24 protein-coding genes and 1 tRNA gene are annotated in these 23493 nt (G+C 63.9%); 18 read left to right on the top strand and 7 right to left on the bottom strand.

The annotated features are described in order from the left end of the window. Nucleotides 1–90: 90 nt before the first annotated feature. The 4 genes from bamA (at nt 91) to rpmE (ending at nt 4399) form a co-directional block, all read left to right on the top strand. Nucleotides 91–2793, top strand: coding sequence for an outer membrane protein assembly factor BamA (gene bamA / locus AAG591_RS10850; protein ID WP_342531301.1), 2703 nt, complete (start codon nt 91–93; stop codon nt 2791–2793). Continuing rightward, complete coding sequence (locus AAG591_RS10845; RefSeq protein WP_342531300.1) at nt 2793–3476, top strand: OmpH family outer membrane protein; 684 nt, start codon at nt 2793–2795, stop codon at nt 3474–3476. The genes bamA and AAG591_RS10845 overlap by 1 nt, the downstream gene beginning before the upstream one ends. Before the next feature lie 46 nt (nt 3477–3522). Beyond that, complete coding sequence (gene fabZ / locus AAG591_RS10840) at nt 3523–3960, top strand: 3-hydroxyacyl-ACP dehydratase FabZ (protein ID WP_342531390.1); 438 nt, start codon at nt 3523–3525, stop codon at nt 3958–3960. 214 nt (nt 3961–4174) lie between these two features. Beyond that, nucleotides 4175–4399 carry a 50S ribosomal protein L31 gene (gene rpmE / locus AAG591_RS10835; protein ID WP_010239309.1) on the top strand — a complete coding sequence of 75 codons (225 nt, stop codon included), beginning with the start codon at nt 4175–4177 and terminating at the stop codon, nt 4397–4399. Nucleotides 4400–4646: 247 nt separating this feature from the next. On the opposite strand, the gene AAG591_RS10830 is transcribed toward rpmE, so the two are convergent. Next, nucleotides 4647–5276 carry a prolyl hydroxylase family protein gene (locus tag AAG591_RS10830; RefSeq protein WP_342531299.1) on the bottom strand — a complete coding sequence of 210 codons (630 nt, stop codon included), beginning with the start codon at nt 5274–5276 and terminating at the stop codon, nt 4647–4649. 197 nt (nt 5277–5473) lie between these two features. Here AAG591_RS10830 and AAG591_RS10825 point away from each other — a divergent pair. The 11 genes from AAG591_RS10825 to AAG591_RS10775 all read left to right on the top strand — a co-directional run bounded on the left by AAG591_RS10825 (nt 5474) and on the right by AAG591_RS10775 (nt 15126). Further along, a tRNA-His gene (locus AAG591_RS10825) sits at nt 5474–5550 on the top strand. 57 nt (nt 5551–5607) lie between these two features. After that, nucleotides 5608–6672: a Leu/Phe/Val dehydrogenase gene (locus AAG591_RS10820; RefSeq protein WP_342531298.1), complete on the top strand. Its 1065-nt coding sequence runs from the start codon at nt 5608–5610 to the stop codon at nt 6670–6672. A gap of 80 nt (nt 6673–6752) precedes the next feature. Then, on the top strand, nt 6753–7481 hold the full coding sequence (gene ccmC / locus AAG591_RS10815) for a heme ABC transporter permease CcmC (protein ID WP_342531297.1): 729 nt from the start codon (nt 6753–6755) through the stop codon (nt 7479–7481). Then, the gene (ccmD, locus tag AAG591_RS10810; protein WP_342531296.1) at nt 7478–7633 is read left to right on the top strand and encodes a heme exporter protein CcmD; all 156 of its coding nucleotides are present in this window, start codon (nt 7478–7480) and stop codon (nt 7631–7633) included. The genes ccmC and ccmD overlap by 4 nt, the downstream gene beginning before the upstream one ends. Then, entirely contained in the window at nt 7630–8094 is a 465-nt protein-coding gene (gene ccmE, locus AAG591_RS10805; RefSeq protein ID WP_342531295.1) for a cytochrome c maturation protein CcmE, read from the top strand. Before ccmD ends, ccmE begins: the two co-directional genes overlap by 4 nt. Before the next feature lie 16 nt (nt 8095–8110). Beyond that, nucleotides 8111–10069: a heme lyase CcmF/NrfE family subunit gene (locus tag AAG591_RS10800; RefSeq protein ID WP_342531294.1), complete on the top strand. Its 1959-nt coding sequence runs from the start codon at nt 8111–8113 to the stop codon at nt 10067–10069. Next, nucleotides 10066–10593: a DsbE family thiol:disulfide interchange protein gene (locus AAG591_RS10795; protein ID WP_342531292.1), complete on the top strand. Its 528-nt coding sequence runs from the start codon at nt 10066–10068 to the stop codon at nt 10591–10593. The genes AAG591_RS10800 and AAG591_RS10795 overlap by 4 nt, the downstream gene beginning before the upstream one ends. After that, on the top strand, nt 10590–11006 hold the full coding sequence (locus AAG591_RS10790; RefSeq protein ID WP_342531291.1) for a cytochrome c-type biogenesis protein: 417 nt from the start codon (nt 10590–10592) through the stop codon (nt 11004–11006). The genes AAG591_RS10795 and AAG591_RS10790 overlap by 4 nt, the downstream gene beginning before the upstream one ends. Further along, the gene (locus AAG591_RS10785; protein ID WP_342531290.1) at nt 11003–11719 is read left to right on the top strand and encodes a tetratricopeptide repeat protein; all 717 of its coding nucleotides are present in this window, start codon (nt 11003–11005) and stop codon (nt 11717–11719) included. Before AAG591_RS10790 ends, AAG591_RS10785 begins: the two co-directional genes overlap by 4 nt. 119 nt (nt 11720–11838) lie before the next feature. Further along, nucleotides 11839–13767, top strand: a complete 1929-nt coding sequence (locus AAG591_RS10780) for a potassium transporter Kup (protein WP_342531289.1) — start codon at nt 11839–11841, stop codon at nt 13765–13767. 123 nt (nt 13768–13890) lie between these two features. Next, on the top strand, nt 13891–15126 hold the full coding sequence (locus tag AAG591_RS10775) for a potassium/proton antiporter (RefSeq protein ID WP_342531288.1): 1236 nt from the start codon (nt 13891–13893) through the stop codon (nt 15124–15126). Here AAG591_RS10775 and AAG591_RS10770 read toward each other — a convergent pair. The 5 genes from AAG591_RS10770 to AAG591_RS10750 all read right to left on the bottom strand — a co-directional run bounded on the left by AAG591_RS10770 (nt 15123) and on the right by AAG591_RS10750 (nt 20497). Then, nucleotides 15123–15722 (bottom strand): inner membrane-spanning protein YciB, encoded by a 600-nt coding sequence (locus AAG591_RS10770; protein ID WP_342531389.1) that lies wholly within the window; start codon nt 15720–15722, stop codon nt 15123–15125. The genes AAG591_RS10775 and AAG591_RS10770 overlap by 4 nt on opposite strands. Nucleotides 15723–15881: 159 nt before the next feature. Further along, nucleotides 15882–16811, bottom strand: a complete 930-nt coding sequence (ftsY, locus tag AAG591_RS10765; protein ID WP_342531287.1) for a signal recognition particle-docking protein FtsY — start codon at nt 16809–16811, stop codon at nt 15882–15884. Next, the gene (locus AAG591_RS10760) at nt 16808–17983 is read right to left on the bottom strand and encodes a MiaB/RimO family radical SAM methylthiotransferase (protein WP_342531286.1); all 1176 of its coding nucleotides are present in this window, start codon (nt 17981–17983) and stop codon (nt 16808–16810) included. Before AAG591_RS10760 ends, ftsY begins: the two co-directional genes overlap by 4 nt. Next, the gene (gene dapF / locus AAG591_RS10755) at nt 17980–18789 is read right to left on the bottom strand and encodes a diaminopimelate epimerase (protein WP_342531285.1); all 810 of its coding nucleotides are present in this window, start codon (nt 18787–18789) and stop codon (nt 17980–17982) included. The genes AAG591_RS10760 and dapF overlap by 4 nt, the downstream gene beginning before the upstream one ends. A gap of 40 nt (nt 18790–18829) precedes the next feature. Then, complete coding sequence (locus tag AAG591_RS10750) at nt 18830–20497, bottom strand: putative bifunctional diguanylate cyclase/phosphodiesterase (RefSeq protein WP_342531284.1); 1668 nt, start codon at nt 20495–20497, stop codon at nt 18830–18832. 248 nt (nt 20498–20745) lie between these two features. Between AAG591_RS10750 and AAG591_RS10745 the strand changes: the two genes are divergently transcribed. After that, complete coding sequence (locus AAG591_RS10745) at nt 20746–21138, top strand: EVE domain-containing protein (RefSeq protein ID WP_342531283.1); 393 nt, start codon at nt 20746–20748, stop codon at nt 21136–21138. 125 nt (nt 21139–21263) lie between these two features. Continuing rightward, complete coding sequence (locus tag AAG591_RS10740; RefSeq protein ID WP_342531282.1) at nt 21264–21434, top strand: CsbD family protein; 171 nt, start codon at nt 21264–21266, stop codon at nt 21432–21434. A 61-nt stretch (nt 21435–21495) separates the two neighbouring features. Here AAG591_RS10740 and AAG591_RS10735 read toward each other — a convergent pair whose 3' ends face one another. After that, the gene (locus AAG591_RS10735) at nt 21496–23163 is read right to left on the bottom strand and encodes a thiamine pyrophosphate-dependent enzyme (protein ID WP_342531281.1); all 1668 of its coding nucleotides are present in this window, start codon (nt 23161–23163) and stop codon (nt 21496–21498) included. Between the two features lie 137 nt (nt 23164–23300). Here AAG591_RS10735 and AAG591_RS10730 point away from each other — a divergent pair, with 137 nt between their 5' ends. Then, complete coding sequence (locus AAG591_RS10730) at nt 23301–23492, top strand: hypothetical protein (protein WP_342531280.1); 192 nt, start codon at nt 23301–23303, stop codon at nt 23490–23492. The last annotated feature ends 1 nt before the right edge of the window (nt 23493 follow it).

The following is a 23493-nucleotide window of genomic DNA, read 5'->3' as shown; positions in this document are numbered from 1 at the left end:
CACAGGGCGCCGGATCGTTTGGTCCGGAATGCCGGTACGGCAAAGCAAGTGCGATCCGGGTCGAGACATATTGACGGGACATCATCGTACATGACGGCCATCCAATCAGGCGCACAGCGCGGTACGCGCAACATTCGCAATTACGCGCTCGCGCTGCTGGCGTGCACCACGCTCGCAGGCCTGCCCCAGGTGGCAATGGCACAAGAGGCGAGCGATCCAGCCGCGACGACGGGCGATCCGGCTGAGGATACTGCCACCGATCCGCAGAGCGACGTCATCCGGACGATCTCGGTTCGCGGCGTCCAGCGGCTCGAGCCCAATACGATTCTCAGCTATGTGCGGATGCGCCCCGGCGACGTCTATACCGCCGCTGCGGCCGACCAGGCGCTCAAGGATCTTGCGGCGACCGAGCTTTTCGAAAGTTATTCGATCACCAACGAAGACGGGAACGTGGTGATCGACGTGGTCGAAAACCCGGTCATCAACCGCATCGTTCTGGAAGGTAACAAGCGCCTCAAGGACGACAAGATCGTTCCGGAGATCAAGCTTGCCCCGCGGCAGATCTTTACCCGTTCGAAGGTCCGCGCGGACGTTGCCCGCATTATCGAGCTTTACAAGCGTCAGGGCCGGTTCGCCGCCACTGTCGAACCGAAGACGGTCCAGCTGAGCCAGAACCGCGTCGACCTCGTGTTCGAGATCAACGAGGGGCCGAAGTCGCGCGTCCAGAAGATCAATATCATCGGCAACGAACATTTCTCCGATGGTCAGCTCAAGGGTGAGATGGTCACCCACGAATCCGGGCTGTTCTCCTTCCTGAAGGGCAATACCAGCTACGATCCGGATCGTCTGGCGTTCGACCAGCAGAAGCTGCGCGAATTCTACCTGACGCAGGGCTATGTCGATTTCCGCGTCGTTTCGGCGGTGGCCGAGCTGACCCCGGACAAGCGCGACTTCATCATCACTTACGTGGTCGAGGAAGGCGAACGCTACAAGTTCGGCAACGTCGACGTGACCAGCCAGATCCGCGATCTGGACGGCGACGCCCTGACCAAGGGCATCGCGATCGAAGAGGGCGAATGGTACGACGCCAAGCGGATCGAAGATACGGTTGAAGGCCTGACCGAACTTGCCGGCCAGTTCGGCTATGCCTTTGCCGACGTGCGTCCGGAATTCCGCCGCAATCCCGACGATCTGACGATGGACGTGACGCTCGCCATCAGGGAAGTACCGCGCGTTTACATCGAACGGATCGACGTGAACGGCAATACGCTGACCCAGGACAAGGTCATCCGGCGCGAGTTCCGCTCTGCCGAAGGCGATGCGTTCAATACGCTTGCGGTCAAGCGCACCTCCGCCCGCATCAACTCGCTCGGCTATTTCCAGGAAGAGTTCGAGGTCTCGCAGGCTGAAACGGCCAATCCCGACCGTATCATCCTGGAAGCGAACGTGCAGGAACAGCCGACCGGCGAGCTTCAGCTGTCGGCCGGTTTCTCGTCGCTCGAAAGCTTCCTGTTCTCGGGCTCGATCCGCCAGCGCAACTTCCGCGGTCGGGGGCAGACGATCGGGGCGTCGGCTTCGATCTCGCGCTATTCCAAGTCGATCAACCTCAGCTTCACCGAGCCGTACGTCTTCGACCGGAATATCTCGCTGGGCGTCGATTTCTATCGCCGCGACGTGAACAGCTTCAACCTGATCAATCGCGATCAGACCCGCTATTCGAAGGTGACGACGGGCGGCTCTTTCCGCCTGGGTGTGCCGCTGACCGAATATTCGTCGCTGATCGGAAGCTACACGCTGAACTACGATCAGGTGACGATCGACGAGCGGGAATTCTTCCGTGACGTCGATGGCAATGGCACGACCGAGTGCGATCCGCTGCTCGCCTCGCGTTTCATCTGCGATACGCTCGGCAATCGCCTGAGCTCGATCCTCGGGCTCAATTACGTCTACAACTCGCTCAACAGCTATTACCGCCCCTCACGCGGGATGCGACTGACGGCGGGCGTCGATTTTGCCGGCTTGGGCGGCGATACCCGATACGTGCGTCTGCGTGGTCAGGCCGCGAAATACTGGCCGGTCATGGGCGACTTCATCTTCTCGCTTTCGGGCGAAGGCGGCTACATCAAGGGCTTCGGTGGCAATGGCCCGCGGAGCGACGAAGTCTTGCTGACCGACCGGTTCTTCCTCGGCGAACCGCAGATTCGCGGCTTCGATATCCGCGGCGTCGGTCCGCGCGTCCTGCGGCAGCCGATCACCGACGATGGCACGGGCAACCCCCTCGTCATCACCGACCGCGATCGTGGCGGCGACGATGCGATCGGCGGCAACGCCTATTACCTGGGCAGGGCCGAGCTGGAAATTCCGCTCGGTTCGGGCGCGCGCGAGATGGGACTGCGGCCTTCGATCTTCATGGATGTCGGCGCGCTGTTCAACGTCAACAAGCCGCAGCTGCAAAGCAGCCCCTTCCCGGGCGGTATTCCGATCCAGGCGCGTGACCAGTCCGGCAACCTGCTGTATGATAGCGGCACGGTCGACAGTAACGGCAACGTCGTCACGACGACAGACAGCGTCGATGGAAGCGGCAATCCCCTGGATATCATCGTCCAGCGCAACATTGCGCCGTTCCAGGAAGTTTTCGTGGGCGACAGCGCTTCGCCACGTATCTCGGTGGGGATCGGGGTCGACTGGAACTCGCCCTTCGGTCCGTTCCGGATCGATTTCTCCCACGTCATCCGCAAGGTGGAAGGCGACGACACCAAGACAATCTCATTCAATGTAGGGACGCAATTCTGATGAAGATTTCCAAAACCACGTTCGCGATCGCGACTGCAATTGGCGCGACGCTCGCTGCCGTGCCGGCCGCCGCGCAGGTCAATGGGATAGCTACTGCCGACCGTGCGCTGGCGGTGGCCAACGCCCAGGCTCTGCAGGCCGGCTACAAGCAGATCGAAGATCAGAACCAGAGCCAGTTGACCACGCTGCAGCAGCTCGAACAGCAGCGGCAGACGGCCCTGAAGGCCTTCGACACGAACGGCGATGGCCAGGTGTCCGACGCAGAGGCCAATGCTGCCCCCGAAGCAAGCAAGCAGCAGGTCCGTTCGTTGGACCAGCAGATTTCCGGGATTCAGATGCCGATGCAACGCGCGCGCATGTACGTGCTGACGCAGGTTGCACAGCAATATGGTCCCGCGGTGGAGCAGGTAATTGCCGATCGTTCGATCCAGGTGATGCTTGCACCCGATGCGCTGATCTATGCGCCTGAGAGCGCCGACGTGACCGAGGCGGTCACCGCTGCGATCAACACGCGCGTACAGTCTGCCGAGATCGCGCCTCCGGCCGACTGGCAGCCTTCGCAGGCGGCGGCGCAGCTGTACCAAGAGATTCAGCAGCTGATGTACCTCTCGGTGCTTCGTCAGGCAGCGGCGCAGCAGCAGTCCGCTCAGCCGCAGACTCCTGCGCAGCCCACCGGTCGCTGATCGTATCATCGACATGGAAAGTAACGACACGGTAGAAAAGCGGCAGATGGATATCCGGCAGGTGCTCAAGGCGCTGCCGCACCGGTATCCCCTGCTGCTCGTCGACCGGGTGGAAAGCCTGACCCTGAACGAAGAAATCCATGCGGTGAAGGCGGTGACCTTCAACGAGGAATTCTTCCAGGGTCACTTTCCCGGCGCACCGATCATGCCCGGCGTCTTGCAGATCGAGGCGCTGGCGCAGGCCGCCGCGATCCTCGGGATAGAGACGCTGGAACTGGCGGGGACGGGCAAGCTCGTCTATTTCATGGGTATCGACGGGGCCAAGTTCCGCGCGCCCGTGACGCCGGGCTGCCTGCTCGACTTGCATGTCTCGTTCCTGCAGAAGCGGAGCCGGGTCTACAAGTTCGCCGGCAAGGCGAGCGTGAACGGCAAGACGACCTGCGAGTGCGAGTTCACCGCGATGATCGCCGATCCGCCGGAATAAGCCCGCTCCCCTCCCGCCTGCGGGTGGGGGTGGGCATGGGCTCGCGAGAGCCCACCCCGCTGCGACTAGCGAGCAAGCTCGCAAGTCTCGCACCCCCTCCCGCAAGCGGGAGGGGAGTTTTACTTGCCAACGGCGCGCGTTGCGACTATCCGCGCGCCTTTCCCACCCAACAGCTGGACCGGTCGGAACCGTTCCGAGGCTATGGAGACATGACATGAAGGCCGAAGGTCACCCCGATTACCACACCATCACGGTCAAGATGACCGATGGTACCGAATTCCAGACCCGCTCCACCTGGGGCAAGGAAGGCGACACGCTGACGCTGGAAATCGACCCGACCAGCCACCCGGCCTGGACCGGCGGCAAGCAGCAGCTTCAGGAAGGTGGCCGCGTGGCCGCATTCAACAAGCGCTTCGGCGGGCTCAGCCTCAAGAAATAACGCGATTCTACGCGCTTTGCGGCCTCGCGCCGCGAGGGAAGGGCGGTCCGACGGGGCCGCCCTTTTTAGTTTCTGAGCCCTTCGGACTCGCTGATGTCGTGACCGCTCGGCGTCACCCCGGACCTGTTCCGGGGGCGGTGCTTCTGTGGTTACGGCTGAGAAGAAGAAGCCCTGTCCCGGATCAAGTCCGGGACGACGAGGAGAAAGGTACAGTGCCGCGGAGAGCCGCGGCCCGTGTCAGTCAGCCTCACCCCCACGGCCGCTCGCGATACCACTTCGTAATCACGTACTTGGTGCCTTTGCGCACCTTCATTCCGTGGTGCATCGTGTTGGGATTGATCGACTGGTCGGGCCGCCGGTTGTTCCAGCACACCAGTTTGCCCGTTTCGGGCTGGAAGCTCTTCTTCACGACCTTGAAGCGTGTCGCGCCGCCCGCCTCGGGTTCGTTGAGGTAGATCATGAAGGTCCAGGTGCGCTGGCCCGACACGGCGCAGTATTTCTCCCAGTCGTCGCCGCCGGGATTGAAGTAGTCGCAATGCGCCTTGAACTCCTGGCCGACCGCGTACCGCTGGCCCTGCAAGGGTTCGCCATGCGCGGGATCGATGCCCGACATTTTCGCCAGCATCGCGTCGAGTCGCTGCGTGCGCGGGTCGTCCATCGGCAGGTCGCAGGTCTCGCTCGTGCGGAAGGTGTCGTCGCCATAGTGATCCGCCAGCGTCGACGGGCGGCGCTTGGCATCGATCATCGTGATCAGTTCCGCGCAGAAATCGGGATCGAGGAAATTGCGCATCTGAAGCAGTTCGAGCTTGGGAAAAGGCAGCCGTTGCATGCCCTTGGCTGCAAGTTCATTCGCGTCGGATTCGCCGGGGTCGCGCATGACATTCTTCATGCGCGATGAATTACGCGATTCGCAAGCTGCGTAACAATCCTGCGCAAGAGAGCTTCAAATGAGGATTTCACTTCCCATTTGCCCTCTCTCGTGCAAGCGAATAATGCGCTGCCGTTCCGCACTTGACGCGGCGATTCGTGCGCGTAACTGCCACCCGCCTTGGCGTGGCTGCGCCGGGGCATATGGCGATCGTAGCTCAGTTGGTTAGAGCGCCGGTTTGTGGTACCGGAGGTCGGGGGTTCGAGACCCCTCGATCGCCCCATTTGCTCCGAGGCCCGGTCAGCCAGCAACACTGGCTGCGAGGGCATCTGCAATTCCCATGAACGCGTTCTGGACCCAGCCCGATTTCGACGACCACGAGGTCGTCCACTTCGTTCATGACGACAAGAGCGGGCTGACCGCGATTATCGCGCTCCACTCGACCCATCTTGGCCCGGCTGCGGGTGGCACCCGTTTCTGGCACTACGCCGAACCCGGTGCCGCGATGCGCGATGCGCTGCGCTTGAGCCGGGGGATGAGCTACAAGAACGCGATGGCCGGCCTGCCCATGGGTGGCGGCAAGGCCGTGATCCTGGCGGGCGAAGATCGTCGCAAGACGCCAGAGATGCTGGCAGCATTCGGTCGCGCGGTCGACGGGCTGGGCGGCAAGTACGTCACTGCCGAAGATGTCGGCATCAGCGTTGCGGACATGGTCGCGGTGCACGAACAGACCGAATATGTTTCCGGCCTGCCGGTCGCCGAAGGCGAGGCGGGGGGTAACCCCGGCCCGTTCACCGCGCTCGGCATCTATCTCGGCATCAAGGCAGCGGTGCAGCACAAGCTGGGTCGCGACAGCGTGGAAGGTGTCCACGTCGCAATGCAGGGCGTCGGCAGCGTCGGCGGAGGCGTTGCCCGCCTGCTCGCCAAGGATGGCGCAAAGCTGACGCTGGCCGACATCGCTACCGACGATGTGCAGGCGCTGGGCCAGGAACTGGGCGCGGACGTGGTTGCTCCCGATGCGATCATGTCGGTCGGCTGCGACGTCTTCAGCCCCAATGCCCTGGGCGCGACGCTCGATGAGGAAGGGATTGCCCGGCTCGACTGCGCGATCGTCGCCGGCGGGGCGAACAACCAGCTCGCCCGCCCGGAAAATGGCGCAATGCTGGCCGAGCGCGGTATCCTCTACGCACCCGATTACGTCATCAACGCGGGCGGCATCATCAGCGTGACGATGGAATATCTGTGCCGCCGCGACGATGCGCCCTGCGACATCAACGAGGTGCGCAAGCGGATCGCGCTGATCCCCGATCGGCTGAGCAAGATCTGGCAGGACAGCGAAGCCACCGGATCGTCGCCCGACCGGGTTGCCGATTCGATGGCGCAGAAGCTGATCGGGCGCGGCTGAAGGCACGCTCGACCCGGGCGTCCCCTGCCACGAATCCTTGCACCTCGCCTTCGCGAGCGGCATAGGGACGGGCGATAAAAATGCATGGTTTTGCCAATCCTCGACGGTTTTTGAGCCTCGCGAAGACGCTGACGCCGATCTTGCTTGCCGTGGGCCTGCTTGCCTCGGTCGGGGCGGTCGTCTGGGGTCTTTTCGTTACCCCGCCGGACCGCCTGATGGGCGAGACCGTGCGGATCATCTTCATCCACGTTCCGACCGCGTGGCTGGGCATGGCCGGCTGGATGACGATCGCCGGGTCGAGCCTTGCCTTCATCGTCTGGCGCCATCCGCTGGCAGCTCTGGCGGCCCGCGCGGCCGCGATTCCGGGGCTGGTGTTCACCGCACTGTGCCTCATTACCGGATCGATCTGGGGGCGGCCCACCTGGGGCACCTGGTGGGTGTGGGACGGACGACTTACCAGCATGCTAGTGCTATTCTTCCTCTACCTTGCCTACATCGCGCTGTCGCAGGCGGTCGATCGTGAGGGAGCCTCTGCCAGGCTGCCAGCGATCTTCGGGCTGGTCGGCGCGGTCAATGTCCCGATCATCAATCGTTCGGTCGTGTGGTGGAACTCGCTTCACCAGCCGCCCAGCATCACCACCGGCGGCAGCAGTATCGACGGCGCGTTCCTGTGGCCGATGATGGTTGCGCTGCTCGGATTTACCTGCCTGTTCGCCGCGACCATGCTGATGAACATGCGCGCCTTGCTGGCGCAGGCGCAGGCCGAGGCGCGATTGCGGCGGCGTGCGATGGAGGCAGAACCCGCATGATGCGCGAAGCTCTTTCGCAGTGGGACTACGTGATAGCGGCCTACGCGATCGCGGTGCCCGCCATTGCCGCGCTGATCATCTTCAGCTGGCTGCGGATGCGCCGGGCCGAGCGAGCGCGCGATGCGGCCCGCAAGAAGGGACGCGGCGAATGAGCGGCCTTGCACCGAAACATCAGCGGCTGGTGCTGGTCTCTGTCGCACTGGTCGTCCTGATGGTGGCCGGGTTGCTGGCGGCGTGGGGACTGCGCAGCCAGGCGGACTATTTCTACCTGCCCGAAGACATTGCCGCGAAACCGCCCGAACCGGGCCGCGCGATCCGCCTGGGTGGCATGGTACAGCCCGGCTCTCTGCGCACATTACCCGATGGGGTGACGATCGCCTTCAACGTCACCGGGCGAGAGGGGAATGCCGTGCCCGTGACCTATCGCGGCATCGTGCCCGACCTGTTCGTGGAAGGATCGGGGGTCATCGCCAATGGCAGGCTGTTGCCCGGCGGCACTTTCGAAGCGGAAACGCTGCTCGCCAAGCACGACGAGAACTATACCCCGCGCGAGCTGGAGGGCCTGAGCGACGCCGAGGCGCACGAGGTTCTGGAAAAGAGCGCCGGTCAGTGAGCAAGGCTGCGGATCAATGATCGCCGAGATCGGCCTTGCCGCCCTGTGGCTCGCCGCAGGGCTTTGCCTTCTGCAATTCATCTCGGGCGCGATCGGCGCGCGTGGCGACGAGCAGGGGCCGGTCAGCGCGCTGGTTCGTCCGGCCGCGATCGTCCAGGCGCTGCTGCTGGTCGTATCCTTCGTGTGCCTGCTTTGGGTGTTCGCCGTGACCGACCTTTCGGTCGCGCTGGTGGCGGCCAACAGCCATGCGGACAAGCCGCTGGTCTACCGGATTTCGGGTGCCTGGGGGAACCACGAGGGATCGATGCTGCTGTGGGTCACGATCCTGGGCCTGTGCAGCGCGTTGATCGCCAGCCTCGAACGGCGAATGGACGCGCGCTTCGTAAAGACGGCGCTGGCGGCGCAGGGCTTCGTCGCGCTGGGGTTCTTTGCCTTCCTGCTGCTGTCCTCCAATCCCTTCGCGCGGCTCAACCCGCCCGCCGAGTTCGGGGCCGGGCTCAATCCGCTGCTGCAGGATATCGGCCTCGCGCTGCATCCGCCTACGCTCTACGTCGGCTATGTCGGCCTTTCGGTCGCCTTCAGCTTCGTCGTCGCCGGTCTGGTGACGCGGCAGGCCGGGCCCGAGCTGGCACGCGCAATGCGGCCGTGGGTGCTGGCGGCATGGATCTCGCTGACCCTCGGCATCGCGGCGGGCAGTTACTGGGCCTATTACGAACTGGGCTGGGGCGGCTGGTGGTTCTGGGACCCGGTCGAGAACGCCTCGCTCATGCCGTGGCTCGCGGCGACCGCACTGCTGCATTCGATCGGCGTGCTCGCGGCGCGCGATGCGCTGCGCACCTGGACGATCATGCTAGGCGTCGTGGCCTTTTCCATGAGCATGGTGGGCACCTTCCTCGTCCGTTCCGGCATCCTCACCAGCGTCCACGCCTTTGCCGTGGACCCTGAGCGTGGGGCTTTCATCCTCGGCCTGCTGACCATCTATATCGGCGGAGCATTCGCGCTGTTCGCCTTGCGGGCAGGCGCGCTGGCGGAAGGGAAGCGCTTCGTCGCGCTAAGCCGCGAGGGTGCGCTGGTGTTCAACAATGTGATGCTCAGCGCAATTCTGGCGGTCGTGCTGCTCGGCACGCTGTATCCCCTGCTTTCCGAAGCGCTGGGGACGCGCGTGTCCATCGGGCCGCCGTATTACAACCCGGTCACCGCCGTGTTTGCCGTGCCGATGCTGCTGGTGCTGGCGGTCGGCCCGCTGCTGAGGTGGCGGCGCGACCGGATCAGCCGGATTGCAGCGCCGCTGGTGCTGATTGGCGTCGTGCTGGCCGCGTCGGTCATCGCGGTCGTCGCCTTCAGCGGAGCGGGCGTGCTGCCGACGATTGGCCTCGCGCTCGCCGTGACCCTGGCCGTGGCGAGCTGGCTGCCGCTGATGGGTCGAAATCCGCGCCGCGTGCCGCTGGCCCTGTGGGGATCGATGCTGGCGCATTTCGGAGTCGCGGTCAGCCTCGCCGGGATGGCGAGCGAAAGTGCCTTCTCGACCGAGCGTCTGGTTGCGGTGCGTAGCGGCGACACGGTCGAGGTCGGCCCGTTCAAGGCAACGCTCGGCGCGGTCGAGCCGGTCGCGGGGCCGAACTGGACCGCGCTCGAAGCGCGCATTGCGATAACCGGCGGGGGTGTGGATACCGTACTGCGTCCGCAGTCGCGTACCTTCACCGACCCGCCGCAGAACACCAGCGAGGCCGCCTTGCTCACCCGCTGGAATGGCCAGCTATACGCGATCCTGGGCGATGCGGCTGGCGAGGGACGCTGGCAGCTTCGGCTGTGGTGGAAACCCTTCGTCACGCTGATCTGGTACGGTGGCGTGCTGATTGCGCTTGGCGGTTTGCTTGCCTTGCTCGGGCATCTGCGCTCCGGCGTGCGGCGGTCGCGGATTGGCGAGGCTATCGCGCAACGTCGCGCCGACCGCGAGAGCGAGGCTGCGGCATGAAGCGGCTTTGGCTGATCCTCCCGCTGGCCCTGTTCGGGCTTTTCATCGGACTTGCGGCGTATCAGATGACGCAGCCCAAGGACGAATTCGTCCGCAGCACGATGATCGGCAAGCCGCTTCCCGCGTTCGACCTTCCCGGCGAAACCGAGGATGCGCCGCGCCTTACCTCGCAGATGTTTGCCGATGGCAAGCCACGCTTGCTCAATGTCTGGGCAACCTGGTGCGTGCCCTGCATTGCAGAGGCACCGCAGCTCGATGCTCTCGCCAAGCGAGGGGTGCCGATCGTAGGCGTCGCGATCCGCGACGAACCGGAGGCGATTGCCCAGTTCCTCGACCAGTACGGAAATCCTTATACCGCCATCGCGCGCGACGACATTGCCGAGCTGCAGCTTGCGCTGGGTTCCTCCGGCGTGCCCGAGACCTTCGTCATCGACGGCAAGGGCGTGATCCGTTACCAGCACATCGGGGACATCCGCGCGGACAATATCGACGAGATCTACGCCGAGTGGGAGAAGGCGAAATGATCCTGGCCGCCGCCCTGCTAGCGCTCGCAGCGCCAGCAACGCCACCCGCAGTCGGGGCCGGGCAGACGGTGTCCTCCGCGCCGCTGGCCGATACGCAGCTCGCCGATCCGGTGGCAGAGGCAAAGGCGCAGGCCCTGATGGAGGAACTGCGCTGCCTGACCTGCCAGTCGCAATCCATTGCCGACAGCAACGCGCCGATGGCGGGCGACATGCGCCATCAGGTCCGCAGCCGCATCGCTGCGGGCGAGGAGCCTGAGCAGGTGCGGGCATGGCTGGTCGAACGCTACGGCGACTACGTGACCTTTCGGCCCGGTTTCGACTGGGCCACCTGGCCGCTTTATGCGCTGCCCTTGCTGTTCATCCTGGTGGCCGGTGTGCTGCTGTTCAGGCGGATCGGGAGGGGCGGCGAATGATTTCGGTCTGGATCGCCATCGCAATCCTCGCGCTGGTCGCCTTCGGGGTGGCGATGCTGCTCGCGGGCGAGGGGCGACAGGTATGGACGCTGCTTGCCTCCGCGATGGTATTCGCGCTTGCGGGGTACGCCTGGCAGGGCCGCCCCGGGTTGCCCGATGAGCCGCGGCAGGCGAGTCGCGAACTCTCGCCCACGGGCGATACGCTGATCGAGACCAGGCGGGCGTTCTACAATGCGGAGGGCATCCTCCCCTCGCGCTTCGTGATTACTGCGGACGGGTTCTCGCGGCGCGGCAAACATGTCGATGCGGCGGGCCTGTTGCGCAACGGCGTGGATGAAAACCCGAAGGACGGCGAGGCCTGGCTGGCGCTCGGGATCGCGCTGGCCGAACATACGCAAGGGCGGGTGACGCCCCCTGTCGTCTACGCGTTCGAGCGTGCCCGGCAGGAGTCGCCCGGAAACCCTGCGCCCGACTATTTTCGCGGGCTTATCGCCCTGCGATCGGGGCAGCTTGGGGAGGCGCGAGACCTCTGGGCCAAGGCGCTGGATGAGGCGAAAGACGACGCGCGCGGGCGCGAATATGTCGCACAGCAATTGCAGCGGCTCGACGGAGTGATTTCGGTCCTTGGAGAGCGGCAGGGCCGGCCGGCAATGCCTCCAGCTCCCGCGACGCCGCCCGCTGAACCCGAACAGGGCCCGGCACCGGCGCGCTGAGCGCCGAGAAGCGATGTTGCACTTGCACACAGGCACTGCTAACCGCGCCCGTCGCACCCCGGAAACGTGTTCGTGCGTTTCAACAGGGTCCGCAACAGGTTGATCATCGCGAAGAATATATGAGCGGAGCTTCCGTACAGCCGGGCCTGGCACCTGAGAAATTCACCGAGTCCCACTCGACCGGCTCCAAAGCCGCGCTCGCGGTTGGCGCGGTCGGCATCGTCTTCGGCGATATCGGGACCAGCCCGCTATACGCCTTTCGCGAAACTTTCCTGGGCGAACACAGCCTGACGATCGACAAGCTGCACATCTACGGTGTCGTCAGCCTGATCTTCTGGTCGATGACGCTGATCGTTTCGATCCAGTACGTCACCATCCTGATGCGCGCGGACAATAAGGGGCAGGGCGGCACGCTGGCGCTGGTCGCGCTGCTGTCGCGCTATATCGGCAAGTCCCGCTGGGGTTTCCTGACGATCATTCTGGGCGTGTTTGCGACCGCGCTGTTCTACGGCGACAGCATGATTACGCCTGCGATTTCCGTGCTTTCGGCGGTCGAGGGGCTGACGGTGGTCAATACCGGGCTGGAGCCGCTGGTGATCCCCATCGCGCTCGTCTTGCTGGTGGGGCTGTTCCTGATCCAGCGACGCGGCACGGCCGCCGTGGGCAAACTCTTCGCGCCGATCATGATCGTCTATTTCAGCGTGATTGCGGTGCTCGGCACGATCCAGATCATCCAGAATCCGTACATCCTGCAGGCGCTGAACCCCTGGTATGCGGTGCAGTTCTTCCTGACCGACGGATACATCGCCTTCCTCGCGCTTGGTTCGGTGGTGCTGGCGGTGACCGGCTCGGAAGCGCTCTATTCGGACATGGGCCATTTCGGTCGCGGCCCGATGCGATTGAGCTGGTTCGGCTTCGTGATGCCTTGCCTGCTGCTCAACTATTTCGGGCAGGGCGCGATGATCGCGGCGATGGATCCGGCCGAAACGCTCGAAGCGATGAAGAGCCCGTTCTTCGTCATGGCGCCCGACATGCTGCGCCTGCCGCTCGTCATCCTGGCCACAGCCGCCACCTTCATCGCCAGCCAGGCGGTGATCTCGGGCGCGTTCTCGATCACCCACCAGGCGATCCAGCTCGGCTTCATCCCGCGCCTGTCGACCGAACACACCAGCGCGACCGAACGCGGGCAGATCTACATTCCCTTCGTCAACAACGTGTTGATGGTCTCGGTCATCCTGCTGGTGCTGATGTTCCAGTCCTCGACCAACCTCGCCAGCGCCTATGGTATCGCGGTGACCGGCGCGATGTTCATCGATACGCTACTGATGGGTGTGCTGCTGCTTGCGGTGTGGCGCTGGAAGTGGTTCCTTGCCGTGCCCGTGCTGCTATTGTTCATCTTTGTGGACGGTGCGTACTTCGCAGCGAACCTGCCCAAGGTGCCTTCGGGCGGCTGGTTCCCGCTGGTCGTCGGCGGCTTTGCCTTCCTGCTGCTGACCACCTGGTCGCGCGGTCGCAAGCTTATGCGCGAACGCATGAGCGAGGTCGCGCTGCCGATCGAGATCTTCGCCAAATCCGCCCAGAACAGCGCCACGCGCGTGCCCGGCACGGCCGTGTTCATGGCATCGAGCACTGCCGGTGTGCCAAGCGCGCTGCTGCACAACATCAAGCACAACAAGGTGCTGCACGAACGGGTGGTGATCCTGACGGTCGAGATTCAGGATGTGCCCTACGTCAATCCGGAAGAGCGGTGCAATTTCACCGAAATCGGCGACGGCTTCTATCGCGCGGTCCTGCACTACGGCTTCATGGACGAAACCAACGTGCCCGAAGGCCTGAAGCACATGAGCCGCTGCGGCGGGTCGTTCGACATGATGGACACCAGCTTCTTCCTCAGCCGCCAGACGCTGCTCCCGGGCGACAAGCCGGGCATGCCCGTGTGGCGCGAGAAGATCTTCAGCTGGATGCTGCGCAACGCGGCGAGCGCGATGGAATTCTTCAGCCTGCCGACCAACCGCGTGGTCGAGCTGGGCTCGCAGGTGCGAATCTAGCGCTTACCCTGTTGCCGTCCGCTTGGGTGTACCGGGCGAAAATACGCATCTGCACGGCTGCACTGCGTCCGACGCACCCGGTTTCCCCTTGTCACCTCACCGCAGATCGTCTCTCAAAGCCCCATGCTGAGCATTAGCCCGGAAGTCGCGCTCCTCGTGCTGGGCATCCTGCTCTTGGCCACGGTGTTCGCAGGCTCGCTGTCGAGCCGGTTCGGGTTGCCCGCGCTGATCGGGTTCCTGTGCCTTGGCATGCTCGCCGGGGTAGATGGGCCGGGCGGGATCGCCTTCGACGACTACCTGCTGACCCAGGGCGTGGGGATCGCGTGCCTCATCTTCATCCTGTTTTCGGGCGGCATCGACACCGACTGGCGCGACGTGCGGCGTGTTGCGACGCCTGCGTTGGTGCTCGCCACGGGTGGCGTCCTGATCAGTGCAGGGATCATGGCGCTCGCTGGGGTCCTGCTGCTGGGGTTCAGCCCGTATCAGGGCTTCCTGCTCGGCGCGATCATCGCATCCACCGATGCGGCCGCCGTCTTCGCCATCTTGCGCTCCACCGGGCTTGACCTGCACGGCGATGTTCCCGCGCTGATCGAGGTGGAGTCGGGCTCCAACGATCCCATGGCGATCTTCCTCGTCGGCGCGGCGCTGATGTTCATCACCGTTCCCGACTTCTCGCCGATCACGCTGGTGCCGCAATTCCTGCTCCAGATGGTGCTTGGTGCGGCGGTCGGCTTCGGGGCGGGATATCTTCTGCCCGAAATCCTCAAGCGCTCGCAATATCGCCACGGCGGGCTGGCGTTCGTTGTATCGATCGCCGCCGCGCTGATCGCCTATGGGCTCGCCTCGGTGATCGGGGGCAACGGCTTCCTCGCGGCCTATGTGGCAGGCCTGACCGCAGGCAACCGGACCTACCGCGCGCGGACGATCGTCTCCACCTTTCAGGACGGGCTGGCATGGCTGGCGCAGGTGGTCATGTTCCTGACGCTCGGCCTGCTGATCACGCCGTCCAACCTGACCGGCGTGATCGCGCCGGGCCTCGCCATAACCTTCATCCTGATGTTCATCGCCCGCCCGGTGAGCGTGTTCGTGTGCCTCGCGCCGTTCCGTCAGTTCGGCTGGCGCGCCAAGCTGTTCGTGTCGTGGGCAGGGCTGCGCGGCGCGGTACCCATCGTGCTCGCCACCTTTCCCATCGTGGCCGGCGTGCCGAGCGCCTTTGCGATCTTCAATATCGTGTTCTTCGTGGTTCTGCTGTCGAGCATCATCCAAGGCCCCACGATCAACTGGCTCGCCAATCGTCTGGGCCTGCTTGCTTCGGAGCCCCCGGCGCAAGCTGCGCCGGCGGATGACGCCGAACTTTAGGCGCCCGTCGGCGGCTCTTCTTCGACGAGGCCTTCCTTACGCTCCGGGTCGAGCCCATGCTTCAGCAGCATCGGCAGCTGCACGAAGGTGAAGGCGAAGCTCAGCCCCATGAAGACCCACAGCTTGGCCCACAGCCAGTCCTCGAAGCTCAGGCTCTCACGCAGAACTTCGTTGAGCACTGCCAGGAACAGGAAGAAGAAACCCCAGTTGCGCGACAGTTTGAGCCAGCCTTCCTGGCTGAGTCCTTCGAATGCAGCCTCCAGCAGCCATTGCAGGAACGCCTTCCCGCGCAGCCAGCCTATCAGCAGCACCACGCCGAAGAAGGCGTAGAGTACGGTCGGCTTCACCTGTACGTAGAACGGATCGCGCAGCAGGATCGTCATCCCGCCGAAACCGACGATCAGCACGGTCGACAGCATCAGCATCTTGGATATCCGCCCGGTCAGCAGCTTGCTCGCGATCAAGGCGGCGATGGCGGCGACGATGAACGCGCCGGTCGATTTGATGATCGCGACCAGTGTGCCGACCGAATCGTCGCCATCGGGCTGGAAGAGGTAGAACGAGAGCAGGAACACGATCAGCGGGCCGTAGTCGATCGCGACATTGAGCCAGCCGGACTTGGGATTTTGCGCCTTGCCTTCCTCCGCTCGTGCTGAGCCTGTCGAAGCACTGTCCTTCTTTTCCAATGCATTACTCCAAAGAAAATTACAGCCCTTCGACAAGCTCAGGGCGAGCGGGGAATCCAGGGCTTTAACCTAGGCCACCCCCGCAATTACACGCGCCACCAGATCGGGATCGAAGGGGCGCAGGTCGTCCATCTGCTCGCCCACGCCGATGGCGTGGATCGGCAGCCCGTATTTCTGTGCCGCCGCCACCAGCACACCGCCGCGGGCGGTGCCGTCGAGCTTCGTCATGATCAGGCCGGTGACGCCCGCGACCTCCTTGAACACGTCGATCTGGCTGAGCGCGTTCTGCCCGTTGGTGGCATCGAGCACCAGCACGACGTCGTGCGGCGCTTCGGGGTTCAGGCGGCCGAGAACTTTGCGGATCTTGGCCAGCTCATCCATCAGCTCGCGCTTGTTCTGCAATCGGCCTGCGGTGTCGACGATCAGCGCGTCGGTGCCCTCTTCGGTGCCGCGCTTGACCGCGTCGAACACGATGCTGGCCGGATCGCCGCCCTCGGGCCCGCGCACCAGCGGCACGCCCACGCGGTCTGCCCAGGTCTGTAACTGGCCGATCGCGGCAGCGCGGAAGGTATCGCCCGCCGCCAGCATCACCTCGTAATCGTCCTCCATGAACAGGTGCGCGAGCTTGGCGATGGTCGTCGTCTTGCCGCTGCCATTGACCCCGATCACTAGGATCACCTGCGGGCGCGGGAATGCGGTGACTTCCAGCGGCTTGGCGACAGGTCGCAGGATTGCGGCGATCTCTTCCGCCACCGCCTCGCGCAATTGCCGCTCGGTAATCTCGTTGCCGAAGCGCTGTTCGCGCAGTGCCTCGCGCACGCGGCCAGCCGCCTCTGGGCCGAGGTCCGACATGATGAGCGCATCCTCGATTTCGTCGAGCGTGGCGTCGTCGAGCCGTGCGTTTCCGACCGGCGCGATGTTCTCTGACAACCGATCCGATGTCTTGCGAAAGCCGCCGAGCAGGCGGTCGCTCCAGCTGGAGGAGCTGTCGTCGCTCATGCGAGCATTCCTTCGATAATCCGGGTGGGGCGGATAGTGTGGATGGTGCCGGGCGCGGTGCCTTCGGGCAACGCGACGCGGGCGAAGTGCGGTGTGTAGCCGCTGCCATCCCTTTCCGCGAGAACTTCGTATTCCGCGCCGATCAGACCTTTCAGCCAGCTGTCGCGGGTCGCTCGCACGGCTTCGCGCAACTCCGCCGCGCGGGCCTTGATCGTAGGGCGATCGACCTGCGGCATGCGCGCGGCCGGTGTGCCGTCGCGCGGCGAGTACGGGAAGACATGGCCATGCACGATTCCGCATTCGGAAATGATCAAAAGGTTGTCCGCGTGATGCGCGTCGGTCTCCGTGGGAAAGCCGGCGATCAGATCGGCCCCGATCGCGATTTCGGGGCGACGCTGTTTGAGCCGCGCAACCAGATCGATCGCTTGCGTACGGCTGTGCCTTCGTTTCATGCGTTTGAGGATCAGGTCGCTGCCATGCTGCAACGAAAGGTGCAGATGCGGCATCACGCGCGGCTCGCTCGCAATCAGTTCGAACAACGTCTCATCGATCTCGATGCCGTCGACGGAGGATAGCCGCAGGCGCGGCAATTGCGGGAAGGTGTCGAGGATCGACGCAACCAGCGCACCAAGCCGTGGCTCGCCAGGCAGGTCATGTCCCCAGGAGGTAAGATCGACCCCGGTCAGCACGATCTCCTTCGTGCCCTCGGCCAGCCTCGCCTCGACAGCGTGCAACACCGTCGCGATGCTGTCCGACCGGCTTGTGCCACGCCCGCTAGGGATGCTGCAGAAGGTACAGGCATGGTCGCAACCGTTCTGGACCCCGACAAAGGCCCGGGTGCCTTGCTGACGCAGCGCAACTTTGGGTTCGGGCACATTCCAACTGCGCGCATCGAGCTTGGCCGCATTGGCGACGAAGCCATCGACTTCCGCCATCTCGCCAAGCGCCTCGCGCTCCGTTTCGGCTGCACATCCTGTCACCAGCAGCCGTGCATGGGGATGACTTTGGCGCGCCCGACGGATTGCCTGCCGTGTGTGGCGCACAGCTTCGCGCGTCACCGAACAGGAATTGACGACGACGGTATCGCGGTCAGCCTCGATCAGAGCGGCGATCCGTTCGCTCTCGGCATGGTTCAGGCGGCAGCCGAGCGAAATGACGCGGCTGTCGTTCATCCGAAGTCGTCCAGCTCGAACGATCCTCGATAGGTTTCCGACGCCGGGCCAGCCATGTGGATGCCGCCCTCGTCGTCGTGGCGGATTGTCAGAGTACCGCCCGGCAGCGTGACCTGCACCACGGAATCGACCAGACCCTGCCGATAGGCGACGGTCGCCGTCGCACAGGCACCCGTCCCGCAGGCGAGTGTGAGCCCGGCACCTCGTTCCCACACCCTGAGTCTGATCGAATCGCGCGAAAGGATTTGCGCGACGTTGACGTTGATTCTCTGCGGGAACAGCGGGTCGGTCTCGATCTCCGGACCGAGCGTTTCGAGCGGCACCGCGCGCAGATCGTCGACGAAGAAGACGATGTGCGGATTGCCGACATTCACCGCGCTGGGCCGTTCGAGCATGTCCCAGCCCAGCGGCATCTCGCGCGTGTCCATTGCGTAGGCGAGGGGGATGTCCTGCCACTCGAACCGTCCGGCGCCCATCGCAGCCTCGGCCATGCTCGTTCCGGGTCGGACCTGCACCATCCCACCCGTGGTCTCTATGCTGGCCTCGGCACCGTGCAGCACGCCTACCGCGCGCGTGGCATTGCCGCAGGCCTCCACCTCGCCACCATCGGCGTTGTGGATCCGCATGGCGAAGTCCGCTGTCTCCGATGGTCCAAGCACGATCAGCTGGTCGAAGCCGATCCCGCGATTACGATCCGCCAGAGCGCGGATTTGCGCTTCGCCTAATAGCGGGAGATCGCCATCGCGCCCGTCGAGGATCGCGAAGTCATTGCCCAGACCGTGCATTTTGACGAAAGATATCCGCATGTCTCCCCGCACTTATGGCGGGGGCGGGGCCACGTAAAGGTCAGGCGCTGCGACGTTGCTCGTCGTCGTTGATGGGGGCCGCCCGTTCGGCGAGCATGTCGAGCTCGGTGAGCCGCTTCAGCACCGCTGCCGCATCCTCGGGCTTGCCGTAGAGATAGCCCTGACCCTTCATCTCTCCCATCGTCCGCAGCGTGTCGAGGATCGACGTGTCTTCGATCCCTTCTGCGGTCACCGGAATCTGCAAACCTCGGCCCAGCGACACGAGTGTATTGACGATGTGCTCCTGCTGATCGTCTGCCCCGGTGCCGTCGCTCGCGGCTTCTGCAACACGGCGCAGCTCGCCAACGAAGCTGCGATCGATCTTCACCCGGTCAAAGGGCAAAGTGCGCAGCTGCGCCAGGCTCGCAAATCCGGTTCCGAAATCATCGAGGCTGACCCTCACGCCGATATTCTTGAGGCTGACGATCATCGTCTGAACCGCGGTCAGATTCTCGTGCAGGCAGCTTTCGGAGATTTCCACATCGAGGCGGGCCGCCGGAAAATCGCTGCTCAGCAACAGCTTCAGCAGCTTTTGCGGGAACCACGGATCGCGCAACTGCATCGATGAGATATTGACCGACAGCGTGAGGCTTGGGTCCCAGCTTTGCGCATCACGCAGAGCGCTGGCGATAAGCGATTGGGATAGCGGCCCTATGAGGCCGCAGCTTTCGGCCACGGGAATGAAGATTTCCGGGCTAACGGTGCCCATCTCGGGCGAATTCCAGCGAGCTAGCATCTCGAACCCGACAAGCTTGCCGGTCTCCAGATCGATCTGCTGTTCGTAGTGGGGGCTGAATTCGCCGTTCTCCAGACCTTTGCGGATCGCCGATTCCATTTCGCGGCGCAGGCGTGCCTCCACCTCCATTGCGGGGTCGAACCAGCAGTATCGGTTACGGCCTTCCTTCTTGGATTGATACATCGCCAGATCCGCGCGGTGCATCAGCTTGCGCGCAGCACCCTCGAGAGAATCGGTCGGTTTGGGCAGAGCCTGCACCGCAACCCCGGCGGAGATGGTCACTTCGATAGCGCCGATCTCCACCTCGATCGGTTTCGCTACCTCGGCCACCAGCGTCTTGACCCATTCTTCGACCGGGGTGAGGTCCTGCCCGACGATGGGCAGGATCACTGCGAACTCGTCACCGCCCAACCGGGCGACGCTGGCTCCTTCCGGTGCCAGTCGCTTGAGGCGATCGGCAACCGCGAGCAGCACGGTGTCGCCGGCCTGGTGGCCGTTCGAGTCGTTGATTTCCTTGAAGCCGTCGAGATCGATCATCACGAAGCCGGCGTAATCGTTCGGCTGGCCAAGCGACGCGATCGCTCCCATCAACTTTTCGATCGCGGATCGGCGATTGAAGCAACCCGTCAGCGAATCGAGTTGGGAGAGCCGGTTTGCCTTCTCCTCGGCTTCGCGGCGCTGCTCGATTTCCTGACGCAAATCCGAATAGCGGCGCCATCCAAAGATGATCAATGCGATATTGAGCAGCAGGGCGTTCGTCAGCGCTGTGTCCGGAGGAGCAACGTTCCCACTGATGAGGTGCCGCACGACTTGTGGCATGACCGTGCCACCGATCCCGACAAACAGCAAAATCGCGGCGGTCGCGATGCCAAGCATCACGATGTCGCGCTGGGCCTTCTCAAGGCCGGGCCGTTGGTCGTTCTTCTCACCCATTTCGCGGTGTCTATCTCGATCCCGTACTCAACGAAGCTCGTCTGTCAGGGACATTATTGTCAGCAGGGCCTGAAAATCGGGTAAATAACCCGCGACGATTTTGACCTCTCCGGTCGCGTCGAACTACAAACCCGAGCGATTCCCGCCACTTCATCCGTCGCATACCCAATCGCAAAATTGCATGATTGGGATCGCCGAACCGACAGTTTTGACCCCCATGGGAGAATGACGCCTTGCGCTACTGGCTTATGAAATCGGAACCCGACGTTTACGGCTGGGACGATCTTGAACGCGAAGGTGAAGGCACCTGGGATGGCGTCCGTAGCCATCAGGCGAAGAACAATCTGGCGGCCATGGAAGTGGGCGATCAGGCGTTCTTCTATCACTCGAACATTGGTCGCGAGATCGTCGGGATCGTCGAAATCAGCGAAGCCGGGCTGACCGATCCGACGGACGATACGGGCAAGTGGGCGGCGGTGAAGGTAAAGCCGAAAACCAAGTTGCCCAGTGTGGTTACGTTGAAGCAGGTGAAGGCCGAACCGCGGCTGGCCGATATGCAGCTGGTCAAGCTCTCGCGTCTGTCGGTGTGCGAGGTGATGCCCGACGAATGGTCGCTCATCCTCGAGATGGCGGGCGTCTGATTTCTTGTCGCAAGCCGAGGTCGTTTTGGCGCAACTGACCTCACACTCAGGAACGTAAGGGACTGTTTCTCGGTTTCTTTTGCACATCGGCAATCACGCCGACGCACTGGAAGTGGAGAGCTGAAATGGGTGAACTCAAGAGCAAGATCGAAGGCAACGTCAACGAAGCGATTGGCAAGGCCAAGCAGCAGTCGAACGATCCGGAGACGCGCGCCGACGGCAAGAGCCAGGAAGTCAAGGGCAAGGCCCAGCAGGCCAAGGGCGAAGTCCAGGGCGCGCTCGGCGACGACATCTGATCGCCACGCACTGAGACAGAAGGGGGCGGTACCTGATCGGTGCTGCCCCTTTTTGTGCGCGTCAGGCCTTGGCCCGCAGGCCCGATACGGTCGCACCGCTCGCGGCGAGTTGTTCCATATCGATCTTCGCGTGGATCAGTCGCAGGCCGGTTCGGCCCTGAGCCTCCACAAGCGCATCCTTGAAGCTTTGCGTGGTGTCGGCGGTAGCGCTCCATGCGCCGAAGCTGTCGGCAAAAGCCGCGAAGTCCGGATTGGCGAGCTGTGTGGCCGAGACCCGCTCCGGGAACTCGCGCTCCTGATGCATGCGGATCGTACCGTAACCGCTGTTGTCGATGACGATTACGATCAGATTGCAACCGGCCTGCGCCGCGCTTGCCAGTTCCTGCCCATTCATCAGGAAATCGCCGTCCCCTGCGATCGCGACAATGGTACGTTCGGGAAGGCGCTTCGCCGCCGCGACCGCAGCAGGCACACCATAGCCCATCGCGCCGCATGTCGGGGCCAACTGGCTCGGGTAGCCGGCGTAGCGCCAGTATCGGTGCCACCAGCCTGCGTAGTTGCCCGCACCGTTGCAGATGACCGTGTCCGCTGGATAGGTGTCGCGCATGAACTGGACGCAAGCGGCAAGGTCGAGAGGATAGGTATCGCTGGGATGGGCGGTCGCCCAGTCCTGCCATTCGCGGTTGGCCTGCGCCCCCGCGTCGAACGTCAGCGGATCTTCGCCCGCCCAAAGCGCTGCACTCTCGGCGAATTCATCCACGCTCGCACAGATCGCCAGATCGGCCGGATAGACACGCCCCAGCTCCTCGGGATCGGGATAGACGTGGATCAGCTTGCGGTCTTTGTCGACCAGCGGCGGAACGGTGTAACCGTCGGTCGTTGCCTCTCCCAGCCGCGCGCCGACCACCAGAAGAAGATCGGCCGCCTTGACGCGTTCGACCAGTTTCGGATTGGGGCCATAACCCATATTGCCCGCGTAAACCGGCGATGACGGGGCGATGGCATCCTGGCGGCGGAAGGCGGTTGCCACGGGAAGTCCAAGCTTTTCGGCGAAGAGCTGGAAATATTCCCGGGCCTTGGCGTTCCAGCCAGCACCCCCGATGATGGCCAGCGGCGCGGCGGCATCGTCGATCAGCGACATCATGGTCTGCATCGCGTCGGGGCAGGGTGCCTGCGCCGGGCGCGCCACTTGCGCGCGCGGCAAAGCGTCGGTCGCATCGTACAGCATATCCTCGGGCAGGGCGAGGACCACCGGACCCGGACGACCGGAGATCGCGGTCGAATAGGCGCGTGCGATGTATTCCGGAATGCGGTCGGCACTGTCGATCCGCGCAGCCCATTTGCAGATCGGGGAGAAGAACGCAGGAAAGTCGATTTCCTGGAAACCCTCGCGGTCGCGCATATCGCGCGCCACATCGCCGATGAACAGGATCATCGGCTGGCTATCCTGATGCGCGACGTGCACGCCGATGCTGGCATTGGTCGCGCCCGGCCCGCGGGTGACGAATGCGACACCGGGCCGGCCCGTCATCGCCCCATCCGCACACGCCATGAAGGCGACACCGCCCTCCTGCCGGCAGGTCATCACATCGATCTGGGGGCGATCGACAAGAGCGTCGAGAACCGGCAGGAAACTCTCCCCCGGCACGGTGAAGATGCGATCGCAGCCTTGTTCGGCAAGGCAATCGACGAGCAGGCGCGCGGCCTGCGGAGTGGTGCTGTCAGCCATGCCATGCCCCTAGAACGCGAGGGTGAGCGGGGCAATCCGGCGCGTGCGTTAAGGATCAATAGGCTGCTGTGTCCCAACTGCGGACGCAGGCGAGTGCGCGCTCGCCAATCCTTACCAAGAAGTTAATCACAATGGGCATGAGACGTTCACTTGTCCTGACAAACGAAGCCGCGCGGCACCCCTTTCGCGCATCCCTGATGGTGCGGCCAGACCTGCAACGCGACCGGATGACGCGCTCCACGCGCTGGTCGCTGTCGCAGAGCGACTGGGTCGGTTTTCTGGGTGCCTACGTCGCCTGTCTGGTCGGCGCGCTGGTCTTCATCTTCTGAC

The sequence above is a fragment of the Citromicrobium bathyomarinum genome, assembly GCF_038594485.1.
GTDB classification, from domain to species: domain Bacteria; phylum Pseudomonadota; class Alphaproteobacteria; order Sphingomonadales; family Sphingomonadaceae; genus Alteriqipengyuania; species Alteriqipengyuania bathyomarina_A.
Note: the sequence above shows the minus strand (reverse complement) of the source record. Positions and strands in the feature narration are given on the sequence as shown.

Bases quoted from the DNA above. Each gene is read 5' to 3' on its own strand.
- bamA (WP_342531301.1), top strand. From the start codon at position 91: ATGACGGCCATCCAATCAGGCGCACAGCGCGGTACGCGCAACATTCGC.
- AAG591_RS10845 (WP_342531300.1), top strand. From the start codon at position 2,793: ATGAAGATTTCCAAAACCACGTTCGCGATCGCGACTGCAATTGGCGCG.
- fabZ (WP_342531390.1), top strand. From the start codon at position 3,523: ATGGATATCCGGCAGGTGCTCAAGGCGCTGCCGCACCGGTATCCCCTG.
- rpmE (WP_010239309.1), top strand. From the start codon at position 4,175: ATGAAGGCCGAAGGTCACCCCGATTACCACACCATCACGGTCAAGATG.
- AAG591_RS10830 (WP_342531299.1), bottom strand. From the start codon at position 5,276: ATGCGCGACCCCGGCGAATCCGACGCGAATGAACTTGCAGCCAAGGGC.
- AAG591_RS10820 (WP_342531298.1), top strand. From the start codon at position 5,608: ATGAACGCGTTCTGGACCCAGCCCGATTTCGACGACCACGAGGTCGTC.
- ccmC (WP_342531297.1), top strand. From the start codon at position 6,753: ATGCATGGTTTTGCCAATCCTCGACGGTTTTTGAGCCTCGCGAAGACG.
- ccmD (WP_342531296.1), top strand. From the start codon at position 7,478: ATGATGCGCGAAGCTCTTTCGCAGTGGGACTACGTGATAGCGGCCTAC.
- ccmE (WP_342531295.1), top strand. From the start codon at position 7,630: ATGAGCGGCCTTGCACCGAAACATCAGCGGCTGGTGCTGGTCTCTGTC.
- AAG591_RS10800 (WP_342531294.1), top strand. From the start codon at position 8,111: ATGATCGCCGAGATCGGCCTTGCCGCCCTGTGGCTCGCCGCAGGGCTT.
- AAG591_RS10795 (WP_342531292.1), top strand. From the start codon at position 10,066: ATGAAGCGGCTTTGGCTGATCCTCCCGCTGGCCCTGTTCGGGCTTTTC.
- AAG591_RS10790 (WP_342531291.1), top strand. From the start codon at position 10,590: ATGATCCTGGCCGCCGCCCTGCTAGCGCTCGCAGCGCCAGCAACGCCA.
- AAG591_RS10785 (WP_342531290.1), top strand. From the start codon at position 11,003: ATGATTTCGGTCTGGATCGCCATCGCAATCCTCGCGCTGGTCGCCTTC.
- AAG591_RS10780 (WP_342531289.1), top strand. From the start codon at position 11,839: ATGAGCGGAGCTTCCGTACAGCCGGGCCTGGCACCTGAGAAATTCACC.
- AAG591_RS10775 (WP_342531288.1), top strand. From the start codon at position 13,891: ATGCTGAGCATTAGCCCGGAAGTCGCGCTCCTCGTGCTGGGCATCCTG.
- ftsY (WP_342531287.1), bottom strand. From the start codon at position 16,811: ATGAGCGACGACAGCTCCTCCAGCTGGAGCGACCGCCTGCTCGGCGGC.
- AAG591_RS10760 (WP_342531286.1), bottom strand. From the start codon at position 17,983: ATGAACGACAGCCGCGTCATTTCGCTCGGCTGCCGCCTGAACCATGCC.
- dapF (WP_342531285.1), bottom strand. From the start codon at position 18,789: ATGCGGATATCTTTCGTCAAAATGCACGGTCTGGGCAATGACTTCGCG.
- AAG591_RS10750 (WP_342531284.1), bottom strand. From the start codon at position 20,497: ATGGGTGAGAAGAACGACCAACGGCCCGGCCTTGAGAAGGCCCAGCGC.
- AAG591_RS10745 (WP_342531283.1), top strand. From the start codon at position 20,746: ATGAAATCGGAACCCGACGTTTACGGCTGGGACGATCTTGAACGCGAA.
- AAG591_RS10740 (WP_342531282.1), top strand. From the start codon at position 21,264: ATGGGTGAACTCAAGAGCAAGATCGAAGGCAACGTCAACGAAGCGATT.
- AAG591_RS10735 (WP_342531281.1), bottom strand. From the start codon at position 23,163: ATGGCTGACAGCACCACTCCGCAGGCCGCGCGCCTGCTCGTCGATTGC.
- AAG591_RS10730 (WP_342531280.1), top strand. From the start codon at position 23,301: ATGAGACGTTCACTTGTCCTGACAAACGAAGCCGCGCGGCACCCCTTT.